At 45.7% G+C, this 25,742-nt stretch carries 30 protein-coding genes and 1 riboswitch; of the genes, 23 read left to right on the top strand and 7 right to left on the bottom strand.

Going from position 1 to position 25,742, the window contains the following annotated elements:
- Positions 1-16: 16 nt before the first annotated feature.
- Positions 17-514 (bottom strand): general stress protein, encoded by a 498-nt coding sequence (locus BBA02S_RS12620; RefSeq protein WP_041101507.1) that lies wholly within the window; start codon positions 512-514, stop codon positions 17-19.
- Positions 515-659: 145 nt separating this feature from the next.
- Here BBA02S_RS12620 and rraA point away from each other — a divergent pair, with 145 nt between their 5' ends.
- Positions 660-1,160, top strand: a complete 501-nt coding sequence (gene rraA / locus BBA02S_RS12615) for a ribonuclease E activity regulator RraA (protein WP_231557220.1) — start codon at positions 660-662, stop codon at positions 1,158-1,160.
- Positions 1,161-1,533: 373 nt separating this feature from the next.
- On the opposite strand, the gene BBA02S_RS12610 is transcribed toward rraA, so the two are convergent.
- The gene (locus tag BBA02S_RS12610) at positions 1,534-2,802 is read right to left on the bottom strand and encodes an MDR family MFS transporter (RefSeq protein ID WP_041101511.1); all 1,269 of its coding nucleotides are present in this window, start codon (positions 2,800-2,802) and stop codon (positions 1,534-1,536) included.
- 92 nt (positions 2,803-2,894) lie between these two features.
- Positions 2,895-3,461, bottom strand: coding sequence for a biotin transporter BioY (locus BBA02S_RS12605; protein WP_041101513.1), 567 nt, complete (start codon positions 3,459-3,461; stop codon positions 2,895-2,897).
- A 102-nt stretch (positions 3,462-3,563) separates the two neighbouring features.
- On the opposite strand from BBA02S_RS12605, the gene bioD reads away from it, so the two are divergent.
- A complete protein-coding gene (bioD, locus tag BBA02S_RS12600; protein WP_052477404.1) occupies positions 3,564-4,295 on the top strand; it encodes a dethiobiotin synthase in 732 nt (243 codons plus the stop codon).
- Positions 4,296-4,311: 16 nt separating this feature from the next.
- Positions 4,312-5,634 carry an adenosylmethionine--8-amino-7-oxononanoate transaminase gene (gene bioA, locus BBA02S_RS12595; RefSeq protein ID WP_052475344.1) on the top strand — a complete coding sequence of 441 codons (1,323 nt, stop codon included), beginning with the start codon at positions 4,312-4,314 and terminating at the stop codon, positions 5,632-5,634.
- 112 nt (positions 5,635-5,746) lie between these two features.
- On the opposite strand, the gene BBA02S_RS20715 is transcribed toward bioA, so the two are convergent.
- Positions 5,747-5,920 (bottom strand): hypothetical protein, encoded by a 174-nt coding sequence (locus BBA02S_RS20715; RefSeq protein ID WP_156141516.1) that lies wholly within the window; start codon positions 5,918-5,920, stop codon positions 5,747-5,749.
- Between the two features lie 160 nt (positions 5,921-6,080).
- Positions 6,081-6,223: riboswitch (cobalamin riboswitch) on the top strand.
- A 132-nt stretch (positions 6,224-6,355) separates the two neighbouring features.
- Here BBA02S_RS20715 and BBA02S_RS12590 point away from each other — a divergent pair.
- Genes BBA02S_RS12590 through BBA02S_RS12530 form a run of 13 tightly spaced genes read left to right on the top strand, consistent with a single transcriptional unit; the run spans position 6,356 to position 16,802 of the window.
- Complete coding sequence (locus tag BBA02S_RS12590) at positions 6,356-7,330, top strand: helical backbone metal receptor (protein ID WP_041101517.1); 975 nt, start codon at positions 6,356-6,358, stop codon at positions 7,328-7,330.
- Positions 7,293-8,354, top strand: coding sequence for a FecCD family ABC transporter permease (locus BBA02S_RS12585; RefSeq protein WP_041114364.1), 1,062 nt, complete (start codon positions 7,293-7,295; stop codon positions 8,352-8,354). The genes BBA02S_RS12590 and BBA02S_RS12585 overlap by 38 nt, the downstream gene beginning before the upstream one ends.
- Positions 8,351-9,823, top strand: coding sequence for an adenosylcobinamide amidohydrolase (locus BBA02S_RS12580; protein ID WP_041114365.1), 1,473 nt, complete (start codon positions 8,351-8,353; stop codon positions 9,821-9,823). The genes BBA02S_RS12585 and BBA02S_RS12580 overlap by 4 nt, the downstream gene beginning before the upstream one ends.
- A complete protein-coding gene (gene cbiB, locus BBA02S_RS12575) occupies positions 9,820-10,782 on the top strand; it encodes an adenosylcobinamide-phosphate synthase CbiB (protein ID WP_041114366.1) in 963 nt (320 codons plus the stop codon). The genes BBA02S_RS12580 and cbiB overlap by 4 nt, the downstream gene beginning before the upstream one ends.
- A complete protein-coding gene (locus BBA02S_RS12570) occupies positions 10,757-11,827 on the top strand; it encodes a pyridoxal phosphate-dependent aminotransferase (protein ID WP_041101525.1) in 1,071 nt (356 codons plus the stop codon). Before cbiB ends, BBA02S_RS12570 begins: the two co-directional genes overlap by 26 nt.
- A complete protein-coding gene (locus tag BBA02S_RS12565) occupies positions 11,809-12,393 on the top strand; it encodes a bifunctional adenosylcobinamide kinase/adenosylcobinamide-phosphate guanylyltransferase (protein WP_041114367.1) in 585 nt (194 codons plus the stop codon). Before BBA02S_RS12570 ends, BBA02S_RS12565 begins: the two co-directional genes overlap by 19 nt.
- A complete protein-coding gene (locus tag BBA02S_RS12560) occupies positions 12,390-13,259 on the top strand; it encodes a cobyric acid synthase (RefSeq protein ID WP_052477405.1) in 870 nt (289 codons plus the stop codon). The genes BBA02S_RS12565 and BBA02S_RS12560 overlap by 4 nt, the downstream gene beginning before the upstream one ends.
- Positions 13,256-14,047: an adenosylcobinamide-GDP ribazoletransferase gene (locus BBA02S_RS12555; protein ID WP_041114368.1), complete on the top strand. Its 792-nt coding sequence runs from the start codon at positions 13,256-13,258 to the stop codon at positions 14,045-14,047. Before BBA02S_RS12560 ends, BBA02S_RS12555 begins: the two co-directional genes overlap by 4 nt.
- On the top strand, positions 13,999-14,631 hold the full coding sequence (locus tag BBA02S_RS12550; protein WP_052477407.1) for a histidine phosphatase family protein: 633 nt from the start codon (positions 13,999-14,001) through the stop codon (positions 14,629-14,631). Before BBA02S_RS12555 ends, BBA02S_RS12550 begins: the two co-directional genes overlap by 49 nt.
- Positions 14,583-15,029 (top strand): bifunctional adenosylcobinamide kinase/adenosylcobinamide-phosphate guanylyltransferase, encoded by a 447-nt coding sequence (locus tag BBA02S_RS12545; RefSeq protein WP_041101531.1) that lies wholly within the window; start codon positions 14,583-14,585, stop codon positions 15,027-15,029. Before BBA02S_RS12550 ends, BBA02S_RS12545 begins: the two co-directional genes overlap by 49 nt.
- Complete coding sequence (locus tag BBA02S_RS12540; RefSeq protein WP_041114369.1) at positions 15,026-15,619, top strand: cob(I)yrinic acid a,c-diamide adenosyltransferase; 594 nt, start codon at positions 15,026-15,028, stop codon at positions 15,617-15,619. The genes BBA02S_RS12545 and BBA02S_RS12540 overlap by 4 nt, the downstream gene beginning before the upstream one ends.
- On the top strand, positions 15,616-16,107 hold the full coding sequence (locus tag BBA02S_RS12535) for an ECF transporter S component (RefSeq protein ID WP_041114370.1): 492 nt from the start codon (positions 15,616-15,618) through the stop codon (positions 16,105-16,107). The genes BBA02S_RS12540 and BBA02S_RS12535 overlap by 4 nt, the downstream gene beginning before the upstream one ends.
- On the top strand, positions 16,104-16,802 hold the full coding sequence (locus tag BBA02S_RS12530; RefSeq protein ID WP_041101537.1) for an AIR synthase related protein: 699 nt from the start codon (positions 16,104-16,106) through the stop codon (positions 16,800-16,802). Before BBA02S_RS12535 ends, BBA02S_RS12530 begins: the two co-directional genes overlap by 4 nt.
- Positions 16,803-16,911: 109 nt before the next feature.
- Here BBA02S_RS12530 and BBA02S_RS12525 read toward each other — a convergent pair whose 3' ends face one another.
- The gene (locus BBA02S_RS12525; RefSeq protein WP_041101539.1) at positions 16,912-17,487 is read right to left on the bottom strand and encodes a beta-class carbonic anhydrase; all 576 of its coding nucleotides are present in this window, start codon (positions 17,485-17,487) and stop codon (positions 16,912-16,914) included.
- A 580-nt stretch (positions 17,488-18,067) separates the two neighbouring features.
- Between BBA02S_RS12525 and BBA02S_RS12520 the strand changes: the two genes are divergently transcribed.
- The 5 genes from BBA02S_RS12520 to BBA02S_RS12500 all read left to right on the top strand — a co-directional run bounded on the left by BBA02S_RS12520 (position 18,068) and on the right by BBA02S_RS12500 (position 22,784).
- Positions 18,068-19,258: an ABC transporter substrate-binding protein gene (locus BBA02S_RS12520; protein ID WP_041114393.1), complete on the top strand. Its 1,191-nt coding sequence runs from the start codon at positions 18,068-18,070 to the stop codon at positions 19,256-19,258.
- A gap of 72 nt (positions 19,259-19,330) precedes the next feature.
- On the top strand, positions 19,331-20,212 hold the full coding sequence (locus BBA02S_RS12515; RefSeq protein WP_041101541.1) for a branched-chain amino acid ABC transporter permease: 882 nt from the start codon (positions 19,331-19,333) through the stop codon (positions 20,210-20,212).
- A gap of 3 nt (positions 20,213-20,215) precedes the next feature.
- Positions 20,216-21,271 (top strand): branched-chain amino acid ABC transporter permease, encoded by a 1,056-nt coding sequence (locus BBA02S_RS12510; RefSeq protein ID WP_041101543.1) that lies wholly within the window; start codon positions 20,216-20,218, stop codon positions 21,269-21,271.
- Positions 21,268-22,050: an ABC transporter ATP-binding protein gene (locus BBA02S_RS12505; protein ID WP_041114371.1), complete on the top strand. Its 783-nt coding sequence runs from the start codon at positions 21,268-21,270 to the stop codon at positions 22,048-22,050. The genes BBA02S_RS12510 and BBA02S_RS12505 overlap by 4 nt, the downstream gene beginning before the upstream one ends.
- Positions 22,050-22,784, top strand: coding sequence for an ABC transporter ATP-binding protein (locus BBA02S_RS12500; protein WP_041101546.1), 735 nt, complete (start codon positions 22,050-22,052; stop codon positions 22,782-22,784). Before BBA02S_RS12505 ends, BBA02S_RS12500 begins: the two co-directional genes overlap by 1 nt.
- A 68-nt stretch (positions 22,785-22,852) precedes the next feature.
- Here the strand turns inward: BBA02S_RS12500 and BBA02S_RS12495 are convergent, their stop codons facing one another.
- Positions 22,853-23,173, bottom strand: a complete 321-nt coding sequence (locus tag BBA02S_RS12495; RefSeq protein WP_041114372.1) for a thioredoxin family protein — start codon at positions 23,171-23,173, stop codon at positions 22,853-22,855.
- Positions 23,174-23,268: 95 nt separating this feature from the next.
- Between BBA02S_RS12495 and queF the strand changes: the two genes are divergently transcribed.
- On the top strand, positions 23,269-23,769 hold the full coding sequence (queF, locus tag BBA02S_RS12490; RefSeq protein ID WP_041101550.1) for a preQ(1) synthase: 501 nt from the start codon (positions 23,269-23,271) through the stop codon (positions 23,767-23,769).
- Between the two features lie 169 nt (positions 23,770-23,938).
- On the opposite strand, the gene BBA02S_RS12485 is transcribed toward queF, so the two are convergent.
- The gene (locus BBA02S_RS12485; RefSeq protein WP_041101552.1) at positions 23,939-24,139 is read right to left on the bottom strand and encodes a cold-shock protein; all 201 of its coding nucleotides are present in this window, start codon (positions 24,137-24,139) and stop codon (positions 23,939-23,941) included.
- A gap of 1,021 nt (positions 24,140-25,160) precedes the next feature.
- Here BBA02S_RS12485 and BBA02S_RS12480 point away from each other — a divergent pair.
- Positions 25,161-25,742, top strand: a 582-nt coding sequence (locus BBA02S_RS12480; protein WP_169799362.1) for a LysM peptidoglycan-binding domain-containing protein, incomplete at its 3' end; no start/stop codon positions are given.

The following is a 25,742-nucleotide window of genomic DNA, read 5'->3' as shown; positions in this document are numbered from 1 at the left end:
GAAACTTTTAAATGTTTTACAAGTAATCTCGGTAGAGTGCTTGCTGATCCGGGGGAAGAGTGGATTCCTCCAATGCTGCCGATTCAGTCTTTCTCTGTCCCTTCATCAGACGGCGCCTTTCTGCTTCTTCTCTATCAGGCAGAGGAGGATTAGCAATCCCGGCTGCTGTTTCTTCCGTTGCTTGAGTACTTTCTTTATCGGCTGCAAGCAAAATTAAATCTTCTTCTACGTTTTTGTAATAGGCTTCAGCATCTTCCGCAGATAGGCCAAACTCCAGTAAATATTCTTTCACAGGAGCCTCCTTTGAAAATACAGCTTTCATCTTATCCTTAATAGATGGTCCTGCCGAAATTACCTTTGCTCCAGAACGATTTTGAAGCATTAAATGAAAGTCCGCGTCTTTCGTTATGGCATACAATTGGCTGGCTGCAAACCCTTCTACCTTTAATTCTTCAATACGGCGGATGGCATCAATTTCACTGCTGCATAAACCAATTACTTTTTTGGTGGGCATTTTTTATCCTCCTAAAATCGTACAGGGTCATTCCTTTAACAAGTACCCGCTGGCATGAAACGAAAACATGCAAAAGCAGAAGGCAAACAGGAAAAAGGAGACAGGCGTCGAATGAAAACAATAACCAGGGGAAAAGGGGGAAGATATGATGATCGAAACAGATGTGAAAACAGCGGATTTATGTGATGATTTCGCAGAGAAATTGCAGGTATGTTATTTGGACTTCAAGTCCTATGGAGGGAGACAGCGCTTTTCAGGACCGATTTCTACGGTGAAAGTATTTGAGGATAATGTGCTGGTGAAAAGAGCGCTGCAAACGATTCCAGAGGGTCATGTATTAATAGTGGACGGGGGCGGTTCGAAGCGGTGTGCACTGCTCGGTGACCGTTTAGGCGAAATTGCGGAAGAGCGGAAATTGAGCGGGATTATTATTAACGGTTGTGTGCGCGATACGGCGGAGCTTGCAGAACTAAATATCGGTGTGCTTGCTTTAGGCAGCAATCCGCTGAAGAGCATTAAAAGGGGAGAAGGAGAAGAAAACATTCCTGTGGCATTTGGGGAGGTCAAATGGGTGCCCGGACAGTATGTGTATGCGGATGAAGATGGAGTCGTTGTGGCGGAGGCCCGTTTAAAAAAACAGTCATAAATTTATAAAAAGGGCAGGGCCGGGTTCCGCCCTCAGTTTGTTGGCAAAAGAGGTTCGGAATGAGATGATTCCGAACCTCTTTTGTGTTTTAGATGGTTTTTAAGTCATTGAAAAGAAAGATAGACTCTCTGAGGCGATGATTCGGGCCATTTTCCTGAGATTCATCAAAGCGAAAGTAAGCGTCTGCAAATGCACGCTCAAGCGTTTAGTCTATTTATTTTCAAGCAAGTTTTCTTATACGGCTGCCTTAGCGTTGTTCACTCTGTTGATTAGAATGGGAATCAACAGGTCCCATCCGCGAGCAAACCAAAAAAGACTGGAGATAAGCTTCCATTTTCATTGAGTTTGTCTCTAGTCTGAGAGCCTGCCCTTTTTAAGATTCACTCTTTTTTCTCTGACTGTGAAGGATAAACATATAGTAGTAAATGGCAGCACTTGCCAAAGAAAGCACGGCAACCAGTGAAAACGTCCAAGAATAGCCAATCCACATAGTCAAAGGAATGGCTGCGGGAGCAATCATGCGGCCGATCGTATAGCGCAGGCTGGCAGCAGCAAAGTACTGGCCGCGCATATGCTCAGGCGCAAGCACGGAAATAAAGCTTTGCTGGAGCCCGACAATTAATAATTCACCAAGAGTAAATACAGCCATTCCCACCACAAATCCCCAAAACCAGTCAGTCAGGGCAAACATCCACATCGAAGCTGCATACAAAATAGAGGATGCGGCAAAGACATTTTTTTCATGGAAGCGTGACACCCATTTGGAGATAGCGACTGTAAATAAGGCGACGAGCAGCCCGTTTTCTGAAACAAGCAGCCCGAAAGCTTTTTCCCCGCTAATAGAAACCACCCAATCACCAAGTGAAAAGATGGTTTGGATATCAATGGATTCCTTTGTATAAACAGGAATGAGCAAATCGAGCTGCATGAAGGTTTGGGAGCTCAAAATTCCTGCGATGATAAACAGCAGGAAAATTTTATCGCGCACAATTACCTGATAATCTTTGATTTGCCCAATAATCACGCTGTACCATTTGTTATTGTCGGCTGAGGATGCTTGTAAGGCCCCTGGGTTGGTTTCTTCTATCCATTTCCAAACGGTAAAAGCAAGCGAGAAGCAGGTAAGAGCAGCGAATAGCATCAATTCGAATCTGTAGGTGAAAAAGAAAATGCCGCCAAGGATAGGGCCAATGACGACCGCTATATTAATTGAGGTATAGAAAACAGCAAAGACATCGCTCCGGTCTTTTTCTTCCACTACATCAGCCACCATTGCCTGACTCGCCGGCCAATAAAGGGAACCGAACACGCTGGCAATAGAAAAGGCGAAAAAGCCAAGAAGCGCCGATTCATGCCATGGAGAATTGGCAAAAGCAAAAATAAGGAAAGCCAGCCCCTGTCCGAAAGCTGACAGCACCATCATCCGCTTCCTGCCGAAGCGGTCTGCACAATAGCCGCCAGCCAGATTAGCAATGACTGAAAATAGCTGGGAAAGGATGAGAAGCATTCCGGCTTTGCCCTTCCCAAACTCCTCGGCAAAGTAAATAGCAAGAAAAGGGAAGAACATCCAAAAGGTCACATTCATGATGCTTTCCCCGATTAAACGAACTTTTAAACTGCGATCCCACTCTCTTATCTTCATTAGGTTCTCCTCTAATCCGTAGCAATACTTCAACTATACACAGAAAATGGAAGATTATGAAGAGAAATCAAGAAGGGAGGGAAAAAATTTGTTTACTCTTTTATTATATAAACACTCCGCTTGCTTAAGGCTAAACGAATCTTCGGCACAGCAGCGAGAGACAAAGCGATCACTGCAAGGTCAAGCGGCAAGTAGGCAGCCATCCACGACCAGGCGACAGCATAACTGAATCCTTGCGGAGCCTCCGCCCACCATCTAAAGGCGGCATACATATAATGAGTGCCGATAACATAATTCAAAAGAATAACAACGGCACCTGTATATAAATAGGCCGCTTTTTTCGCAGGTTCTGAGAGCAGCTTGCCTGTCGCATAAGCTACTGCGATGAAAGAAAGCACGAACCCGAATGTGGGACTGAGAATGCTTGCCGGTCCTCCTTTAAATTGGGCAAACACGGGAGCGCCGGCAAGCCCGATACATACGTAAGCCATCATTGAGAAGGAGCCGAGCCGGCTTCCGAGCAATCCGCCGGCCAGGATAGCAAACATCAGCTGCAATGTAACCGGCACACCGCCGATTGTCAAAAAAGGGGACACATTGGCGCCAATAGCCATTAGGGCGGCAAAAAGCGCACAAACAACAATCTCGTAAGTTTTCATTTACTTTTTTCACTCCTTTAAAAAATAGGATTGTTTATCATTTTTTCATATGTTAACATTTTTGTAAATATGGTTTACTAATTTTGAAAAGGAGTGAATTTCATGCCTGGCCTTTTTATCACAGGTACAGATACGGATGCAGGAAAGACGGTTGCCACGGTTTTGCTTACTCACGGTTTGAGGGAAAGAGGAATAGAAGCTGTCCCGTATAAGCCTGTGCAAAGCGGAGCGGAATGGAAAAACGGTGAGTGGAGGGCGCCGGATGTTGATATGTATCAGTTGCTTCCGGAAATGAGAGGGGAAAAACTATATACATATTTGTTTAAAAAAGCCAGTTCTCCTCATTTAGCGGCTGAGGAAGAGCAAGCGATAATTGACGAAGAGGCGATTATTAAGGAAATTCGAAGGCGATCAGCGGGAAAGCAGCTTGTATTAGCAGAAGGAGCCGGAGGGGTACTTGTTCCGCTGAACAGGAAAGGAAGCAGCGTGATTGATGTGATGGCAGAAGCGGCTTTACCGGTCGTCATTGCAGCAAGGACAGGACTCGGGACCATTAATCATACGATGCTGACCATTGAAGCCCTCCAGAAAAGAAACTTGCCAATTGCCGGCCTTGTCTTTTCAAGCATGGTTCCAGGGGAAAAGCTCATGGAGCAGGATAATATGCGGGTGATTCAGGAATGGTCCGGTCTTCCTGTGATCGGGCATATTCCATTCATTGAAGATATTCAACAGGCTCTTCAGGAACGTGGACGACGTTCTGAAATCGTCAAGAATTGGGCATTTGACAGACTGATGGAGGGGATCGAAAGTGGACGCAACGCGTTTATATGAAATTAGCCAAAAGCATATGTGGCTGCCGTTTACACAAATGAAGGATTACGAGGAAGCCCCGCTGATTATCGAGAGCGGTGAAGGGATCGTGCTGCGGGATATTTATGGAAACGAATATTTAGATGGCTATTCTTCTTTATGGCTGAACGTGCATGGTCACCGCCGTCCGGAAATTAATCAGGCGATCAAAGAGCAGCTTGAAAAGATTGCCCACTCGACTTTGCTTGGAGCCGCCAATGTGCCGTCTATTCAATTAGCTGAAAAGCTGATCGAGATTTCACCGGATAACTTAACGCGTGTATTTTATTCAGACAGCGGAGCGGAGTCGGTAGAAATAGCGATCAAAATGGCTTATCAATATTGGCAAAACAAAGGAAAAGAGAAAAAAACAAAATTTGTTACACTTGCAAACGGGTATCATGGCGATACGGTTGGAGCGATCAGCGTAGGATCCATCGACATTTATCATCGCGTATACAGCGCATTAATGTTCGATTCGTTTGCCGTGCCGTTTCCATCGGCAAGCTGGCATCCTTCAGGGGACGGACAAACAGCGAAGGAGGAGTCGCTCGCGGCTATGCAGACGCTGTTTAAAGAAAGTCATAATGAGATTGCCGGGCTCGTTGTAGAGTCGATGGTCCAAGGGGCAGGCGGCATGCATATTATGCCTCCTGGCTATTTAAAGGAATTAGAGAGGCTTTGCCGAGCATTTAATATTCTTTTGATTGTTGATGAAGTGGCGACCGGATTCGGCCGTACGGGCAAGATGTTTGCGGTAGAGCATGAAGACGTAGCCCCGGACATTATGACAGTGGCCAAAGGGATTACGGGAGGGTACTTGCCGATTGCTGCTACGCTGACGACAGAAGAGGTTTATGCAGCGTTCTACGGAGATTATGCCGAGATGAAAACATTTTTCCATGGTCATTCTTATACAGGGAATCAGCTTGGCTGTGCGGCTGCTTTAGCAAACCTCGATATATTTGAGAAAGAAGAGGTAGTGAAGCAAGCTGCTGAGAAAGCGGAGTATATCGCTAAATTGTTAGCTGAAATCGCCGAACTGCCGCATGTGGGGGAAGTACGCCAGCTTGGCTTTATGTGCGGGATTGAAGTGGTAAAAGATCGAACAACGAAGGAGCCGTTTCCTTCTGAAGAGAGGGTGGCTTACCGGGCGACATTGCGGATGAGGGAGCTCGGGATGCTGACCCGGCCGCTTGGTGATGTGATAGTGTTCATGCCGCCGCTTGTCTCCAGCTATGAACAATTAACAAGAATGGCTGGAATTATGAAGCAAGCGATGCTTGAAATCGCCGATTCACCGGTGGTTGCTGAACAGTAATTACTCTTTCATTTAAGCCAAAAAATCCGCCCGCTTATCCGGATGGATTTTTTGGTTTATCAGATGTTTGGGAAAACATTTTTATTGTATTCTTGCGTTTCTTTAGCGGGGATTACAAATGGCGGTCATGCGCCTGATCACGATCGTTTAAATAAGGATCATCTTCAGGCATCTCGTCAATCCGGCTTGTATCAGAGGAATCGAAGGCTTGTCGAAGAAAGTACACCAAAATAAGAGCAATGGCAAGCAATAGAACAACCAGTCCAATTAAAGTGGCAAGATTCATTTTACCGCTCCTTCCTTTTTTATTATCCTATTCCACTTTCGGTTTTTCTAAAACATAAAGGTGAAGAATGATGAAAAAAATTAGTGCCAGCAAGCGAATAATGATTTTAAAATTGTATGAAAGTAAAGTTTTTTTTGTGTATAATATAGCTAAGCGGAAAACTACATAATTTGGACCAGGTAAAGCCGAATGATCCGGCTTTTTAAAAGGGCAAGCTGGTGAAAGTCCAGCGCGGTCCCGCCACTGTAAATGAAATGCAGCCATTTCATAAGCCAGAAAACCTGCCTGGTTTAGAGCACCGGTAACCTACGCGGATAGGGTGGTGTAAAAGCGGCCTGCTTATTGTTGCCGGGCGGTCCTTTTTCACTGCACCTCTCCACAGCGTAGAGGTGTTTTTTTATGGATATTTTTTAGAAGAATGAGGGAGAGAAAGTAATGAAGAAGTTATCGAAGTATACGTTGTCTTTTATGCTGGCTGCCGGTTTGCTGGCCGGCTGCGGAAGTGACAAAGCCGCCCCTGAAAAAGAAGAGAAAGCCAATCAGCCGAAAGAAAGCGAGCAAGCGGCTTTTCCTGTAACGGTTAAAGATGCCGATGGAAAAGAGGTTGTTATTGAGGAAAAACCGAAGCGGATTGTTTCTCTTATTCCAAGTAATACCGAAATTGCTTATGAGCTGGATCTGGACAAGGAAATTGTGGGGGTATCCGATAACGACAATTATCCAAAAGAAGTGAGCGCCAAGGAAAAAGTGGGCGGTATGGAATATAACATCGAAAAAATTATCGGGCTTGACGCGGATCTTGTATTGGCGCACGGCTCAAGCGCTCATAATTCCAAGGAAGGCTTTAAGCAGCTAGAAGAAGCGGGAATTGATGTGCTCGTCGTTAACGATGCTCAAAATTTTGACGAAGTGTACGATTCTATTAAAATGATCGGCAAAGCGACAGGCACAAGTGATAAAGCAGAAGACATTGTCACGGACATGAAAGAGGATTTAACTGAGATTTCCGAAAAAGCGGAAACAATTAAAAAAGAAGAGGAAAAGAACGTATTTATCGAAGTGTCGCCGGCTCCCGAGATTTATACGCCAGGAAAAAATACGTTCATGCAGGAAATGCTTGATCTGATTCATGCAAAAAATGCAGCAGCTGATCAAGATGGCTGGGGGCAAATGACAGAGGAAGCGATTATTAAGAAAAATCCGGATGTCATTATTACGACACATGGCTATTACACGCAAAAGCCAGTGGAAGAAGTACTTAGCCGCAAAGGCTGGGAAACGATAACTGCTGTTAAAAACAAAGACGTTCATGACGTTCATGCTGATCTCGTTAACCGTACGGGTCCGCGTCTTGTTGAAGGAGTAGAAGAACTTGCCGAAGCCATTTATCCAGATGTTTTCAAAAAATAAATTTTCGGCGTACTTGTTTGTCTTTATATTTTTTATTGTCTCAGTATTTGCAGGTATCTCGATCGGAACGGTTCAAGTTCCGGTTCGGGATATCATTTTCTTATTCTCCCATCACTTTTTCGGAACACCGCTCGATGGAGTGGATGCTTCCTTTGATAACATCGTCTGGAAAATCCGTTTTCCGCGAGTGTTGTTAGCTGGTCTTGTCGGCGCTTCTTTGGCTGTGGCAGGCGCCGCTTTTCAAGGGCTGCTGCGCAATCCGCTTGCTGATCCTTACACGCTGGGCGTATCATCTGGCGCCTCTGCAGGTGCGGTTATGGTGCTGTTTTTTAATATACAGCTTCCATGGCTATCCGGATTTACGCTGCCTGTTGTCAGCATTGCCGCTTCGATTGTGACCATTTTCATTGTTATATTGTTTGCCCAGGCCATTGAACGGTCGATGAAGGTGGAAACGATTATTTTAACAGGAATTATATTCAGCTCCTTTTTAGGAGCGATCATTTCTTTAATGATTGCTTTGACGGGCGAGGAGCTCCGGCAAATTATCGGCTGGCTGCTCGGCAGTGTGTCTATGCGAGGTTGGGATTATATTCAGCTTATCTTGCCGTTTTTTTTGGCAGGCACCTTCCTGCTGATGGTCCATGCGGCTGAATTAAATGCAATGTCGTTTGGTGAAGAAAAGGCCCAGTATCTAGGAGTGAATGTCCGCAGAAAGAAGCTGATTGTGCTGGTGGCCGGCTCCATTTTAACAGGAGCAGCCGTGGCTGTTTCGGGAACCATCGGCTTTGTTGGCTTGGTCGTCCCTCATTTTATTCGTCTGATTTGGGGACCGGACCATCGCCATTTGCTGCCTCTGTCCATGTTGGCCGGCGCTGGTTTTTTAATTTTGGCTGATTTGGTGGCCCGCACGGTCATTTCTCCCACCGAACTGCCGATTGGCGTGATTACATCGGTCATCGGTGCCCCGGTGTTCGCCATTATTTTGCTTCGCAAGCAAAGGAAAGGAAGAGGGACAGCATGATTGAGATAGAACAGCTAAGCGGCGGCTATGACAGCAAACTGATCGTACATGAACTATCATTTTCTGTTCAAAAAGGAGAAATTTTCGGCATATTAGGGCCCAATGGGAGCGGCAAAACCACGCTGTTAAAAATGATTAGCGGCATCGTTCCTGCCAGCCGCGGCTCTATAGCGGTAGATGGCCGGCAGATCAAGGAGTACACGCCAAAGGAGCTGGCGAAAAAGCTTGCCGTTCTTCCGCAGATGACCCCGCAAGCTTTTTCATACACTGTAAGAGAAACCGTTGCTCTTGGGCGTTATGCCCATCAAAACGGCATCTTTCCTGTATGGCGCAAGGAAGATGAGCAGGCTGTTATGAAAGCAATGAAGCAAACCGGCACCCTCCAATTTGCTGAATCCTCTATTGAACAATTGTCTGGCGGTGAGCGTCAGCGTGTCTTTCTTGCTCAGGCACTTGCGCAAGAACCAGAAATTTTGCTGCTGGATGAGCCGACCAACCACTTAGATTTATCTTTTCAAAAAGAACTGCTGGATTTGCTGAAGAAAACAGCAAATGACGCAGGGCTCACCGTTATTTCGATTTTTCATGATTTAAATCTTGCTTCTTTGTATTGTGACAGGCTATTGCTTATGGAAGAAGGGCGGATGTCGGGGCTCGGCCTGCCAAGTGAGGTTTTGAAAGAGGAATCCATCCAAAAAGTGTATAAAACAGCTATTCATCAGCGTCCTCATCCGGAAGTTCCGAAGCCGCAAATGAGTATTCTTCCTGAAAAGACGGCTCAGGAAGAAGCAGAAATCCGCATTGATGAAACATGTGTGCAACAGACAAGCGAATGGATTTCTCTTGAGTCGCCTATATTGCTCAAAACCCTATCAGCCGGAGTTATTGGAGCGGGCTGGGGCTGGCATCGAAGTTTTGTTAATCGTCATGTCGATAAAAATTATTGGCATGATGCTTATAAGGAAGATATGAAGGTGTTTTTAAAGCGCTATCATTTTGACGTAAATGAGACGGTTGGCATGATGACGGCGGTTCAACTGGACACAGCTGCCTGCCGGTTTGTAGAAGTAGAAGACGTCTCGGTGTTTGCGGTCGTTACCGCGGGTGTCGGCAATGCGGTGGATGTATCGCGGTCTATCGAACATAACCGGGCATTTTTGCCGGGAACGATCAATACATGGGTATTTGCCAACGGGCAATTATCCGAAGAAGCATTTGTTCAAGCGGTTATGACTGCTACAGAAGCGAAAGTGAAGGCTTTGCTTGATAAGCAGGTGAAAGATCCGCTGACGAACTCGCAGGCGACAGGGACCTCTACTGATAGTATTCTGATCGCAGCCACACAGAGGGGCGCACACCAGGCGTTTGCCGGCACAATTTCTCCCCTTGGCCAAGCGATTGGCAAGGCCGTTTATGAGTGTACAGTCGAGGCTCTGGAAAGCAACCAGAGAGGAGAGAAAAAAACATGATTTATCATCTTCTCGCTGCGACCATCGCTTTTTTTCTGGATCGCCTAATTGGCGATCCTCCCCATCTGCCGCATCCGGTCCGTTGGATTGGTTCACTGATTCATTTTCTTGAGCAACGGCTCAATAAAGGAACGGATAGACGGGAAAAAGGAGTGATCATGCTTTTTTTGGTTCTCTTTGTTACGGGAACGGCCAGTTTTTTGCTCGTTTTTGTCTTTTATCGTCTTCACCCCGCCGCTGGTGTGGCAGCTGAGGCGATTATCATTGCTTCAACGATTGCCTGCCGCAGCTTAAAGGAGGCAGGGCTGAGTGTCTACCAGCCGCTGAAAAGCGGCGATATGAAAGAGGCGCGCATCAAGCTTTCCTATATTGTCGGCCGGGATACAGAACGGCTGGATGAAGGGGAAATTACACGGGGAGCGATCGAGACAATTGCCGAAAACACCAGTGATGGCGTTACCGCTCCGCTGTTTTGGGCACTCATTGGCGGAGCTCCTGGAGCGATGCTGTATCGGGCGATTAATACGTGCGACTCTATGGTCGGCTATCAAAATGAACGCTACAAACAGTTTGGCTGGGCCTCTGCCCGTGTGGATGATCTGGTGAACTGGCTGCCGGCCCGCTTAACGAGCTTGCTGATGCTTTGCTCGTTTCCGGAAAGCCCGTATTCCAAAAAATGCGTGTGGCAAATTGTCAGCCGGGATGCCAAAAAGCATCTAAGCCCCAATAGCGGCTGGTGTGAGGCGGCGGTTGCCGGTCTGCTTGGCATCCAGCTTGGCGGAGTCAATACTTATAAAGGCCAGGTTTCCCATCGGGCTGAAATGGGTGAGCCGTTCAGGCAAAAAACAGCGGAGGATATCGTGCTTGCTAATCGGATTATGGAGAGATCTTCCTTCTTATTTTTATTGATGATGTGGATTGGAGGCATTGGCTATGAAGTGGCCCGCTCATGGTTCTAATCCGGCCCATCTTTATGAAAGTCTGCAGATGGATCAGCCGGAATGTATAACAGATTTCAGTGTGAATGTAAATCCATACGGCCCGCCGCCGAGTCTTCAAGCAAATTGGGAAAGCTGGCTGGCCTCCGTGTCTGATTATCCGGACCCGTACGGACAGACCGTTACAGGCCAGATTGCCGGTCTGAATGGAGTGACTGACCAGCAAGTGGTGCTCGGAAACGGTGCAGCAGAGCTGATTCAATTTCTCGGCCAACTCTGGCGCGGCCAAAAGGTGGTCATTGCTCAGCCGGCATTTTCAGAATATGAGGCGGCTTGCCGGGTGTATAGTTGCGAAATAGACAATGTTTTTTTGAATAAAGGGGGCTCCCTTCCAGTTTATGAGCTGGCGGCTAAAGCACATGGAGCGGCGGCCTTGTTTATTTGTACGCCGAATAATCCGAGCGGCCTTGCTTTTCCGATAGAAGAGATCGCCCAGCTGCTTGAATGCTTGTCTTCATCCGGCTGCAAAGTGGTGGTCGATGAGGCATTTTATGATTTTGCCGGCTCCTCCACCGTTGTTCCGCTCCTTCAAGACTATTCGAACCTCATCATCCTGCGGTCATTAACGAAAATGTATGCAATTGCCGGCTTGCGAATAGGCTATTTGCTGGCGGCTGAACCGCTTGCTTTGCAAATTGCCCGTTTCCGCCCTCACTGGAACGTAAATGCCATTGCTTTAAAGGCAGCAGAAACGGTATTGGCCGATCCATCCTTTGCTGAGCGGTCTCGAAAAAGAATTGCGGCTGAACGAGAGAGGATGTTTCAGTTTCTGGAAAAGCAAGGATTCCAGTTTACCCGCTCAGTCGTGAATTTTTATTTGCTTCGGGACCCTGCGTTGGAGGATCAAAAGCCGCTTTTTCTCTTTTTGCTGAAAAAAGGGATTGTCCTTCGCCATACGTATAATTATCCGGGGCTTGCCGGCCGGTGGCTGAGGGCCTCTGTCAAAACAGAATTGGAAAATAATCAGTTGAGAGAGGCGCTGCTAGAATGGAAAAAGCACAATTGACGATTGTTGTTGGCGGTGTACGCAGCGGAAAAAGCAAGGCAGCTGAAAGACAAGCTTTTTTAGAAGCGGAAAGATTGAGAGGCTGCCTTCACTATGTAGCCTGCGGCAAGGTGACAGACGAAGAAATGGCTGCCCGGGTCCGCGCTCATCAACGGGAACGGAAGGAGTCCGGGAGGCAGTGGACGACCTGGGAACAGCCTGTCGCTGTTGGCGATGCGGCCAAACACTTTAACAAACAGGATACAGTATTAATAGACTGCTTGACGACATGGTTAACAAACGAATGGTTTACCAGCAGCAGAGATGAACAGGACTGGGTGCAGCCAGCTTTCTATGAAAACATTCAAAGCAAGATTCAATCAGGCATTGATCAGATCAGAAAAGCGGCCGGTGCGGTTGTGGTCGTTTCCAATGAATTATCCTATGAACCGTTTGCTAGTCCGCTTGTGTTTCATTACGCAAAGGCATTAGGAGAGCTTCATCAATGGCTTGTAAAAGAGGCGGCGCTTGCCGTGCTGGTTGAGCATGGATATCCGCTTGCAAAAAAGAAGGGGGCAAACGCATGAAAGGAATTATGATTCAGGGAACGGCTTCTAATGTAGGGAAAAGCTTGATAGTGACCGCATTGTGCCGGCTGCTTCTGCAAAAGGGTTTTCAGCCGGCGCCCTTCAAATCACAAAACGTGACTAATTACTCTTACATAACGGAAGACGGCAAAGAGCTTGGCAAGGCACAAGTGTTGCAGGCCGAAGCTTGCCGGCTTGACCCGCTGCCTGAGATGAATCCGATTTTATTAAAACCGGTGCAGCCCGGCGGATCGGAAGTTGTGTGGCTGGGTGAACGGATAGAGGTGGTGTCAGGCATGGAATACCGTGAGCGATATTACCATCAGGCAGTAGAGACCATTCGGCACTCGCTGAAAAAACTTGCCGGGCTTTCCGATTTCGTGGTCATTGAAGGAGCCGGCAGCCCGGTAGAGATGAATCTCAAGGATCGGGAAGTTGTGAACATGAAAGTAGCCGAGCTGGCTGATGTACCGGTCATTCTGGTGGCAGACGTCCAGCGCGGCGGCTTGTTTGCCAGCGTCGTTGGCACCCTTGCTTTGCTTGATCCGCATGAACACAGCCGGGTGAAAGGGTTAATCGTAAATAAATTTCATGGGGAGCCGCTTTTGTTCGAGGAAGGAAAGCAGTGGCTTGAGAAGCAAACAGGGATTCCTGTTCTGGCGGTTCTTCCTTATTTAGCAGATCACCAGCTCGAAGAAGAAGATGCCTTGTCCGTTCCGTCTATCAAGCCTCAGCTGGAAGAACAAAAGCTGCTTAACAATAAAGAAGCAACATATAATCAACTGGCTGAGCATTTGCAAAAGTATTTTGATTGGGAACAGTTTCTTGCCATCGTTGAACAAGAGGAGAGGGCAGCAGGTCAATGAAGCCTTATTGGAACGGTTTTTTGCTGAACGTGCAATTTTTTTCTGCTGTTCCGGTCCGACGCGAGCTGCCGGTTGATGCCGTCCATTTGCGGGCTGCCTTGCGGATGTTTCCGCTTTTTGGCTTAACAAAAGGAATCATATATGGCGCCTTCTTTCTGCTGCTGATCGAGTGGTCGCCGCTCTCCCCGCTGGGCAGTGCGTTTCTTTTTTGGCTGCTGCCCATCCTCTGGACAGGAGGACTGCATTTGGATGGCTGGATCGATACAAGTGATGCTTTTTTTTCTTATCGGGACAGAAGCCGGCGGCTGGAAATATTAAAAGATCCTCGTGTCGGCGCATTTGGGGTTCTTTCGCTGATTGTGCTGCTGGCTGCCCGCTTTCTATTCATCTATGAAATTTTCCTGTTCGGAAATAGCCAGGTTGTTTATTTTATCATACTGATTCCTTTTTACAGCCAAATGATCACCGGGCTGCTGCTAAACGGAGTAGCACCGGCCAAACAGGAAGGAATTGCTTATTTTTTTCAGCAAGGAAAAGACAGCCGTCTTGCTGCTGGCTACGGCTTTTGGACAATTGTGATCGCGGTTCTCTTTTTTGTTTGGACTAAGAGCCTGTTGTCACTGCTATTATTGGCTTTCCTGGCTTATTTGTTTTTCTTGTTTGCCCGCAGAGGAGCGTTAAAGCACTTTGGCGGCATTACGGGGGACTTGCTTGGTGCCAGTTTGGAAGGAGCGGAAGGATGTTTATGGATGATCTTGTGGTTATTGGTCTCTATCGGCATGGCGTAACGACAGATAATGAAAAAAAAGCATTCAGCGGCTGGACAAATTCGCTATTGAGCGAAACGGGGAAGAAAGAGCTGGAGCATCTAAGGAATGGCATCCCGTTTTATGAAAAGGTCATCGCAAGTGACCTGCAGCGCTGTGTGGATACGGCCGCCTTCTTTTGGAGGGACACGTCAATCGACACATGGCCAGAGTTCCGTGAGATGAATTTCGGTTTTTTGGAAGGAAAAACCCACAAGGAATTAGAACATGTAGAAGAGTATAAAACCTGGCTGCAGGACCCTTTCTCTAGTCCGCTTCCGGGCGGGGAAACCTATGAACAGTTTGGCCGCCGTGTGATGGAAGGATGGAACAGGTGGCTGGAGCTTCTCGCTCAATTGAATCTGAAGCGTACAGCTATCATCACCCATGGAGGAGTCATCCGCCATTTACTGACAGCAGTGGCACCTGAGAAGAAGGGATTTTGGGAATGGAAAGTAGAGAATGGCCGCGGCTATGAATTGACCGGCTCGCTTTCTGCACTAAGGAGGGGTGAAAGATGCATCTCGTTACAGGCGGTGCCTTCAACGGAAAAAAGCAATGGGTGAAAGAGACTTACAGCCTTGGAGAAAAGCCGCATATCTGGCACTCATTCTACCATGCGGGCCAACTGGAAAAGTGGACAGAGCCGATTGTAGTAGTAGAAGGCATTGAACGGCATGTCCGCCGGCTTGTTGAAAAGGAAGAGGACGCCGAATCTGCCCGGCAAGTGTGGAATGAGCAATTAACTGGCTGGCTTGACTGGGAGAGCAAAGAAAAGAACAGGCAATTAGTTCTTATTGGCACAGATATGACAAAAGGAGTCGTGCCGGCTAATGCATTTGACCGGATGTGGCGGGATGCCGCCGGCTGGTGTTTTCAAGAGGCTGCAAAGCAGGCTTGCCAGGTGATCCAAATATGGTACGGGTTGCCGCAAATCATAAAAAATAAGGGGGAAGAACAATGAGACTATATACAAGAACAGGAGACAAAGGCGAAACGAGCATTATCGGCGGGCGTGTAGGAAAGGACCATTTACGCGTAGAAGCTTATGGAACGGTGGATGAAACGAATTGCTTTGTCGGCCAGGCCATGGCTGAGCTGCATTCCGATAAGGCAGCCTTCCAGGATATCCTTGCTGATTTGGAGACCATCCAGCACGAGCTGTTTGATTGCGGAGGCGATCTAGCCACGGTTTCCGGAAAGCGGGAGTGGAAGCTGCAGCCGGAGTCTGTCAGCGAGCTTGAGAGAAAAATTGATGAATACATTAAAGAGGCACCAGAGCTGGAACGGTTTATTTTGCCGGGAGGATCGAAAGCCGCTGCGGTCATTCATATCGCCCGGACGGTAACCCGCCGCGCCGAGCGCCTAGTCGTGGCTCTAATGCGCGAGGAGGAAGGGATTCATCCGGTCACACTCCAATACTTGAACCGGCTTTCTGATTATTTCTTCGCTATTGGCCGCGTGATTAATTTCCGCCTCGGTGTAAAAGATGTCGAGTATATCCGCAGCGCCAAAGTCTTTCGTGACGGAAAGAGGAAGGAAGATAAAAAGTGAGTGTAAAACATATTTCCTGGCTCGCTTTATTTACGGCTTTGTCGGTTGTCGGCGGGATGATTAAAGTACCGGCAGGCATTGTCACCAGCGTTGCGTTTGATTCTTTTCCGGCATTGCTGGCAGCCGGCCTGCTCGGTGCCGGGCCTGGGGCTCTTGTTGCTGCTTTTGGCCACTTAATTTCGGCGCTGACTGGCGGAATGCCCATGGGGCCGCTGCATTTGCTCATCGCTGCTGAAATGGCGGGGGCCGTTTGGCTGTTCGCTGCGCTGTATAGGGTGAATAAACGGGTGATAGCTGTCATTGTATTTATTTTGTTAAATGGACTCGTTCTCCCGCTTCCATTCATTTTCGTTATAGGCTGGGGATTTTATGCAGGTGTTGTTCCTTCGCTGCTGGTTGCCGCTCTGTTGAATGGGCTTCTTGCCTGGACGGCTCTGCCTCGCCTGAAAGAATTATTTAGAAAGCATTTTAGCGGTGTCCAAGCGTGAAGCGGGATGTCATTTATACAAATGGTCTCGTCCTTGCGGCGGATAACAGCGGTTCAGTTGGCGAAAAGCCGGGTGATACCGTAAAGGCAGACTACGAAACGGTTGGCTATTTCTCCGCGCGTGTTGCATTAATGGAATGTCTGGCTGCAGGGGGAGAGCCGTTTGCTGCCGTTCTGCAAAACTTTGCAGGTGAAGCGGCTTGGAAAAGCTTAATAAAAGGAATAGAGAGAGCGGCTGACCAAGCGGGCTGCCGGATTGAAATTACGGGCAGTACAGAAACGAATTTCACGATGAGTGAATCAGCGGTAAGCATTACGGTGATCGGACGCCATATTCGCAGAGCAGAACCGTTTGATAGAGAAGCTGTTTGCTATGCGGTGATCGGAAAACCGCTTGTCGGTCCGGAGGTGCTCGCTGAGCCGGACTATGTTGCTCCTTTGTCCTTATTTAGGCAAGTGCTCGAGGCAGAGGGAGTGAAAAGTGTTTGGCCTGTTGGCTCTAAAGGGATTATTCATGAAATGAGAAATGTAACTAATAATGAAGAGTTGCAAATAGAACATATTCAGTGCTCTTTGGATGCCAGCAAATCTGCCGGGCCGGCTACCTGCTTTTTACTAGCTGTAACCCTTGAAGAGGCACAAAGGCTGGAAGCGCTTTGCCGTCCGTTGTACACACCGGTGGGCGTACAGCTGTAAGCAGTACAGGAAAACAAAAAGGCGGCATCAATGCCAGTCATTTTAAATAAAAACGGCAGCCTGGATCCTAGTCAGGCTGCCGTTTTTATTTACGCATGTAATATTTTTTTTAAAGAGCAGTTTCTCTTTCATAACCGTCCACCACAAGATCTAATTTTCCAGTTTCCGGATCAATTACTAGTCCGTGTACCGGAATATCTTTCACCATGAGCGGATGCTGTTTAATCATGCCGACGCTATGTTTGACACTTTCCTGCACGCTGCTGAATCCTTCAAGCCAATGATCCACGTCGATGCCGGCATGGCGAAGGGTATCGATCGTGTCATCTTGCACGCCCCGCTCCTTCATTACCCCAAGAATAGTTTCACTTGATAAGGTGCTCATTCCGCAGTCATGATGGCCGACGACAAGCACTTCATCGGCCTGCAGCTGATAAACCGCTACAAGTAAGCTTCTCATAATACTTCCAAACGGATGATTAACAATCGCCCCGGCATTGCGGACAATTTTCACATCGCCATTTCGGAAATTCATTGCTTTCGTTACTAATTCGACAAGACGCGTATCCATGCAAGTCAAAATAACGACACGTTTATCGGGGAACTTATCGGTCGTAAATTCCTCGTACATTTTATCGCTGACAAATTTTTCGTTGTAGGTTAATACATCATTTAATAAAGTCATCTAATCAATCCCCTTTTTCATTAAGATTAGGATGTAATATCATCTTCTATATAAATTATAGCGTATTTTCTGTTTCTTCAAGTGAGATTTTTAGAGTAAATTGCCGCTTCATTTGCCGGCTGGGGTGAAGAAGGAAGGACGTAAGTCGCAATTTAGTGAAAGAGGGAAGCTATCCGCCGATACTAGCCATTTCCAGTTTTTGCGTGTCTGGCCAGCGGAAATTCGATAAAACATATATAACAACTACGATAACGACAGGAAAATTATCGTTAGATATTGATATGTCAGAAAATTTAATATTTTCATAAAAAAATCTTGTCATCCTCTATTTTTTAATATATTATTACGTTTAAAGAACGAAATGGAAGGGTTTTCAATAAAAATAGATGATATTTCCTCCATTAAAAGATAGAGAAAAAGTATAACAAAAAAAGAAAGCTGATTTCACTTCTGATATTACAACGAGTGGATCAGCTTTACTTTATAAAGAAAGAGCGGCTTTCCCTCCTATGCTTAACAAATGAAACTCGACTACTTTAGAACCAGGAGGAGTGCTGTAAGTTTGAAGGGAGAGAAGGAAATGAAGAAAAGGATGTTCGCACTTTTAACGGCTATGATGATGATGATTCTGGCTGCATGCGGAGGAGAGGATGCTGATTCTGCATCAGGGAGCGGAGGAGATTCAGGAGGAGAGATTAAAATCGGCAGCGTTATTGATGCTTCCGGAAGTGCTTCGCCGCTAGGCAAAGGCGAAGAAGAAACGATTAAAATGATTGTCGATGAGCTAAATGAAAAAGGCGGCATCGGCGGAAAGAAAATCAAGCTGATTTCGATTGATTCCAAGTCGGATCAAAACCAAGCGGTCCTTGCGACAAAGAAGTTGATTGAACAAGAGAAAGTCACGGCTATTATCGGCGGAACAATTAGCGGCAACAGCCTGGCGATGATTCCGCTTGTTGAAAAAGCAGGAATTCCTTATCTATCGTTGGCGGCAAGCAAGCAGGTAAACAATCCGGATGATAAATCACCGCGCAAATGGACATTCAAAACAGCCCAAGGAGACGACGTCGTCATTCCTAAATTAATTGAATATTTAGAAAAAGAAGGGCTGAAAAAAGTAGCTTGGCTGAACGTAGCTAATTCTTATGGAACAAGCGGTCACGAGGAATTTACAAAACTGGCTGACAAACATGGCATAAAAGCTGTGATTGAAGAAGAATTTGAGGCAACAGTAAATGATGCAAAGTCGACGTTAACCCGAGTCAAAAAAGCAAAGCCTGAAGCCATTATTATCTGGGGCACTGCCCAAGAATCGGCTGTTGTCACAAAAAATATTCGTGAGATTGGCATGGATGTCCCGGTCATTGAAAGCCATGGAATCGGCACCAAGCAATTTATTGAATTAGCCGGCGATGCCGCGAACGGAGTAGTTTTCCCAGCAGGAAAATTGCTGGTGCTGGATGAACTGGACGACAAAGATCCTCAAAAGGAGAAGCTTGTTGCTTTTAAAGAGGCTTACGAAAGCAAATACAAAAATACAGCAAGCACGTTCGGGGGCCATGCGTATGACGCAATTCATATTTTAGCAGAAGCTATTGAAAAAGGCGGAGCTGATAAAGAGAAGATTAGAGAAGCAATTGAGCAGACAGATGGCTTTGTCGGTATTTCAGGAACGTTTAAGATGTCGGCAGACGATCATAACGGACTGACGTCCGATAGTCTGGTCATGGTGAAAATTGACGAAAACGGAGAATGGAAGTTAGGGGAATAACTATCGGCAACATGGAGAGAAGCGGGGGAGGAACATGCTTCCCTGCTTTCCTGCTAAGAGGGGGGATTGAAAGTGGAGTTAACGAGTCAATTTATCCAACTGATTTTTTCTGGTTTAACCATTGGCAGCATTTATGCATTAGTCGCTATCGGCTTTGTTATTACTTATAACATTACAGGGGTTTTGAATTTTGCCCAAGGGGATTTTGCTATGCTTGGGGCAATGCTTGCGATCACATTTGTGTCGATGGATATGCCGATGGGGTTAGGAATTATTCTAAGCATTGGAATTGTCGTGCTAGTCGGGGGCATTTTTGAGCGGACGGCCATTTATCCGGCACGCAACGCATCGTTGCCGACATTGATCATTATTACGCTTGGTGTAGCAATTGCCATTCGGGGATTTGCCATTTTGATTTGGGGCACGCAGCCAAGATCATTGCCGCCATTTACTGAAAACAACCCAATTAATGTTTTGAATGCGGTCTTGCTGCCGCAAAGCATTTGGGCTGTCGGTATTTCATTAGTTAGCTTGATTGCAATGCATTACTTTTTCAATAAAACGTTTATCGGCAAAGCTGTTACTGCCTGTGTCGTCAATCGTTCGGCTGCTCGGTTAATGGGGATTAAACCGGAATGGATGTCCTTTATCTCAATAGCTGTAAGTGCAGGGCTGGGAGCGATTGCCGGAATTATTATTGCCCCGATTTCGGGAGCTACTTACGAAATGGGATTAATGATTGGCATGAAAGCTTTCGTTGCCGCTGTCATTGGAGGGCTGACCAACGCGCCGGCCGCTATTATTGGCGCTTTCATGATTGGGATTTTAGAGTCGTTTACAGAAGGTTTGTGGACCTCGGGGTACAAAGATGCAATCAGCTTTGCCTTGCTTCTGATCGTATTGTTCTTCATGCCGAATGGGCTGTTTGCTAAAGCGAGCGGAAAGCGGGTGTAAGAGATGAATCATTCGAAAGTAAGTGAACTATATAACAGGCATTATGGCGGTCTTTTCCTATTTATTGCCGCTCTTGTGATTGTTCCTTTTGTTGCTAACTCTTTTCTTTTAAGCGTTCTGATTCTAGTCGGGCTTTATGGGATCGTCACGACAGGTTTAACGATGCTGATGGGCTATGCCGGACAAATATCGCTCGGCCATGCGGCTTTTTATGGAATAGGTGCTTATGCCTCAGCTGTTATGACTGGAACTTACGGGATGCCGGGAATTGTCGGTATTCTGGTTGGAGTCGCCTTTGCTGGTACGGTTGCGGTTTTGATTGGCATTCCAACATTAAAGCTGAAGGAAAACTATCTAGCGCTGGCAACGCTCGGATTCGGTATTATTATCTTTACCTTTTTCAAAGAACTAAAAGAGATAACAGGCGGATTAAATGGATTTTTTGGGATTCCATCCTTTAATCTATTCGGTTTTGCCTTTGATACAGATTTGAAATTCTACTTTTTAATTTGGGCGTTGTTGATCGTTGGCATTCTTTTTTCAAAGAATATTATCGATTCACGGGTTGGTCGGGCGCTGCGCTCCATTCACGGCAGTGATGTGGCCGCCAATTCAATTGGGGTAAACATCCAGCAATATAAATTAAAAGTGTTTGTGCTAAGTGCTGTCTATGCTTCTGTAGCCGGCAGCCTTTATGCTCATTATGTCACCTTTATCAATCCTAATTTATTTACGGCTATGGAATCCATCACCTTTTTAATTATGGTTGTGATCGGCGGATCAGCGAATATTTGGGGAGGAATGATCGGCGCTATTGTTTATGTGCTCCTGAATGAGCTGCTAAAAGAGGTTGTGCCGATGTTTTTCCCAAACGTAGGAGGCGAGTTTCAAATTGTCTTCTTCGGAATCCTGCTGGTCGCTATTTTAATTTATATGCCGCAAGGACTTGCGCCGACACTTGGAAAAGTGTGGAGGCGTCTGGCGGGGCGGAAAAATAAAAAAGCGGCCGTCACCGGACCGCCGAATGCTGATGCAACAGTGGGAGGGAGCAAGTCATGAGTAAACCGCTGCTGGAAGTGAAAGGGCTGACGAAAGCGTTTGGTGGAGTCATCGCTGTCAGCGAAGTGGATTTCCATTTAAATGAAGGAGAGATTGTGGCAGTGATCGGGCCGAACGGTGCCGGAAAAACCACTCTTTTTAATATGATTACGGGTGTTTTGCCGCCTACATCAGGGCAAGTGTTTTTTGACGGGAAAGAAGTGACAGGCAACCAGCCTTATCAAATTGCCAAGGCGGGAATTACCCGCACATTTCAAAACTTGCAAGTGTTTGAAAATATGAGTGTCATTGAGAATGTGATGACGGGTGTTCACTGTCGCTTGAAGACTGGCTTTCTGCAAGCAGGTTTGCGGTTAATGGGAGTCAAGCGAGAAGAGCAACAAGCCTTTGATGTCGCTATGAGCTGTTTGGAGAAGGTTGGGATTGCCGATCTGGCGTTTGAAGCAGCAGAAGTTCTTCCTTATGGGAACCAGCGTCTGCTTGAAATTGCCAGAGCCTCTGCTTCCTCACCAAAGCTTATTCTTCTTGATGAACCGATGGCAGGCTTAAATCCGCAAGAATCAAGACAGCTTGTTGATATTATTAAGAAGAAAAGAGAGGAAGGCATGTCCTTTCTTTTCGTAGAACATGACATGGAGACGGTGATGGGGATTTCTGACCGTATTGTTGTGATTGATTACGGCAAAAAAATTGCAGAGGGCACACCAGCTGAAATTTATGAAAACGAGAAAGTGATTGCCGCTTATCTTGGAACAGAAGAGGAGGAGGAGGCGATTTGATGCTTCAAGTAAAGGATATTCATACGTATCATGGCTTTCTCCATGTCCTGAAAGGCATTTCCTTCGAATTAAATAAAGGAGAAATCTTTGCCATCGTCGGGTCAAACGGAGCTGGCAAAAGCACGCTGCTGGGCACAATTGCCGGCATTTATCAACAGCGCCAGGGAAAGATTCTTTATGAAGGAAATGATCTTGGCAAACAAAAAGTTGAAGAGGTTGTCAAAAAAGGGATTTGTCTTGTGCCTGAACGCCGGCAGATTTTTGATGCCTTATCAGTCAAAGACAACATGATGCTTGGCGCTTACCACCGTTATCGGCAAAGCAAGAAAACTCTTCAACAAGATATAGACCGCTGTTACGAATTATTTCCGAAGCTAAAAACGATGGAAGACCGTCCGGGCGGCTTGTTAAGCGGCGGTGAACAGCAAATGCTGGCCATTGCGCGCGGTTTAATGTCCAATCCTAAATTAATGATGCTTGACGAACCATCGTTGGGATTAGCGCCTTTGATCGTTAAAGACATCATGAATATTCTTGATCAGCTGCGTACAGAATTTGGCACAACCATTATTTTAGTAGAACAAAACGTAAAAGCTGCTTTAAAAGTGGCGGATCGCGCTTGCGTTATGGAACGAGGAGAAATTGCCATTGAAGGAGAAGCGAAGTCATTGATGAAAGATCCGCGGGTGCGTGATGCGTATCTTGGCGGGAAGGGTCGTACAGTTCCGGTCTAGCCAGCCGACAGAGGCCCATGTAACTTTATCAAGGATGCTGCGGGAAGTCAGCATCCTTTTTTGTGATCTCACAAATATTGCAACGACAGCTTTATTTCTTCTTCCAATTCATCCATTAAAATAAAGCGGGCTTTTCGGAACATCTCTTTTCCATGGATGAAAAAGAGAACAGCCGGCACGGAGAAGACCGTGTATTGGCCGGAAATTTCCGGCGCTTCTGCTATATTTGCTTGAACGGCATACACATCAGGAAACTGCTCTAGCAGCTGTTCTACACGCGGCTGAATAGCATGGCAAACAGAGCAGTTGGGACCTGAGAAAAAGGCAAGCACAGCGCCATGCTGCTCGGCAGCTTCCTGCAGTTCAGAAAGAGAGGAAATGGTATGCAAAAAAATCACTCCTTTTGCTCATTGTAAATCTTTTTTGATTATCTCGGCAAGCGCGCTTATAATGGAAGAGAATTTCAACAGGGAGGTAGCTTCTGATGGCGGGAAGAAACGAAGAAGAATTAAAGCAAGACATTTCACTTTTAGGCAATCAAGGAACGAAGTATACATTTGCATACGATCCTTCAATTTTAGAATCATTTGATAATAAGCATCCGAATCGGGATTATTTTGTAAAGTTCAACTGTCCGGAGTTTACCAGTCTATGCCCGGTAACCGGCCAGCCGGATTTTGCCACCATTTACATCAGCTATATTCCTGATATTAAAATGGTGGAAAGCAAGTCATTAAAGCTATATTTATTCAGCTTCCGCAATCATGGCGATTTCCACGAAGACTGCGTAAACATTATCATGAATGACTTGATCGAACTAATGAATCCCCGTTACATTGAAGTCTGGGGCAAATTCACGCCAAGAGGCGGCATCTCTATCGATCCGTACTGCAATTGGGGGCGCCCAGGCACAAAGTTTGAAGAAATGGCGAACTACCGCCTGATGAATCATGATATGTATCCGGAGACCGTAGATAACCGTTAAAAAGCAATAAAAATCATTAGTCGTCATAAAGAGACTGTGTTATACTGAGTCTACCATTTACTATTACTTGTTTCGATATTCCCTATTCATTTATGAGTAGGGAATTTTTATGTGATTAAAATAAAAAACAGACTCTGCAATGAGAGCCTGTTTATATGTGTGGTTTTAATTATGCTTTTTGAACGTTAGTTGCTTGCAATCCGCGCTGACCTTGTTCAATATCGAATGTTACAGCTTGACCTTCGTCTAAAGATTTATAGCCGTCGCTTTGGATAGCTGAGAAGTGAACGAATACATCGTCTCCATCTTCGCGTTCGATAAATCCAAAACCTTTTTCTGCATTAAACCATTTCACTTTACCTTGTTCCATGTGTATTTCCTCCTCGTATGCAGTGCATACATTGTGTTACTATCCTTGCTCCAAATCTTCCAGACGAAAGTATATATATCACTTATCAATCCTTAACGAACAAAAATAATTCCTCTTAAACGTAACATGAAAAGCTCCAATGAGCAAGTGAAAATAAGAGATAGGCTTTAAAAATGTAAAAAAAGCCGAAACTACTTATAAAAGTGATGGGTATTTATCCAATCAATTATTGTTGCGCTCAGGGGGATGAGGACAGCTTATTTCTATAAGAGGACTGCAGCAGAGCTTCTGCTTTATGCTATGACGAGGAGGCACAGGCGCAAAGTTTGAAGAAATAAAATATGGCGAATGAAAAAGGTTGATCATCAATAAGAAGCAGGAGAATGAGCAACTGCTTCATTAATAAGGACGTCCTTTTCTCAAGAGTCAATCAGGGAAGGACCTTCTGAGTGAGCCGGGAGTCGGAATGATAAGCATAGATATATTATTAAACTGAAGCGTAGGTTTCTTTATTATTTTAGGGCAAATAGATCATCTTTCTCTTTAGTAAAAAGGTGAAAAAGCATGATCAGCTCGTCATTTGCCTTGTTTATTGTTCCATTTATTTTCAATAGCTAAGAAAAGGGCGAAAATAGGCTTTTTTTATCAATAATTGCCTGATTTTATAGATAAAATAACAAGATCCGACAAAGAAAATTAATATGTTTTTCCTAATTTCCAATATTTTTCTGTTTGAGGAAAAAATTTCGAGTTGAATCTTTATGCCTACATTGATTGATAGATACCTTGTGCAGTATTGAGTTTAGCGGATAAGCAGCATACTGGTGAATTAGAAAAATAGACTCATACTAAACTACTGATTTAGTCATTTAGATACATATATTATGAAAATGTAATTATTTTAACGAATTTGTTGTTTTTTCAGTTTGGGTGTAATATTGCCTATTGTGGAGAATATTGATATAGACATAGAAAGTCTAATATTCTCTTGCTTGAAAAAAGGATATATGGGGAGATGAGTATGGAACACGAGAGAATGGGAACTCGCCAAGAAAGGATTGCTAAGCTGAAGAAAGCAAGGGCCTATGAGAGAAATTCTAAATGGATTGGTGCAACCTTAGCTGTTTCACTAACTGCTGCATCGATGTTTGTCCAGCCAGAAGAAGCAAAGGCTTGTGATTGCGCCGCTCCTTATACGGTGAAAAAAGGGGATACAATTTATTCGCTCGCCAAAAGGTTTCAGGTATCAGTAGAACAGCTAAAAAGCAAAAATGGTTTTAGCTCCGATGCTTTGTTCGTTGGACAACAAATAATCGTTCCCGCTCTTGACGAACATGGCAAGCCGCTTCATTTAACAGTGACGGAAGAGAACGAAGATTTGTCAGAAGACATGAATACAAGCGAAAAGACTGAACAATCAGTTAAAACGGAAGGAACTGAAACTAGTTCAACATCATCTCAGGCAACAGGAAAGCAACCGACTGAAAAAACAGCTGTCACAGCTGCTGCAGGAAAGCAAAATAAGCCGGTTGAGCAAGTCCTTCTTCAACAAGCAAAGAAAAATGGATCAGCCACTCATATCGTTCAAACAGGCGATAACTTA

It is taken from the genome of Bacillus badius NBRC 15713, assembly GCF_001591605.1.
Lineage (GTDB): Bacteria > Bacillota > Bacilli > Bacillales > Domibacillaceae > Pseudobacillus > Pseudobacillus badius.
Note: the sequence above shows the minus strand (reverse complement) of the source record. Positions and strands in the feature narration are given on the sequence as shown.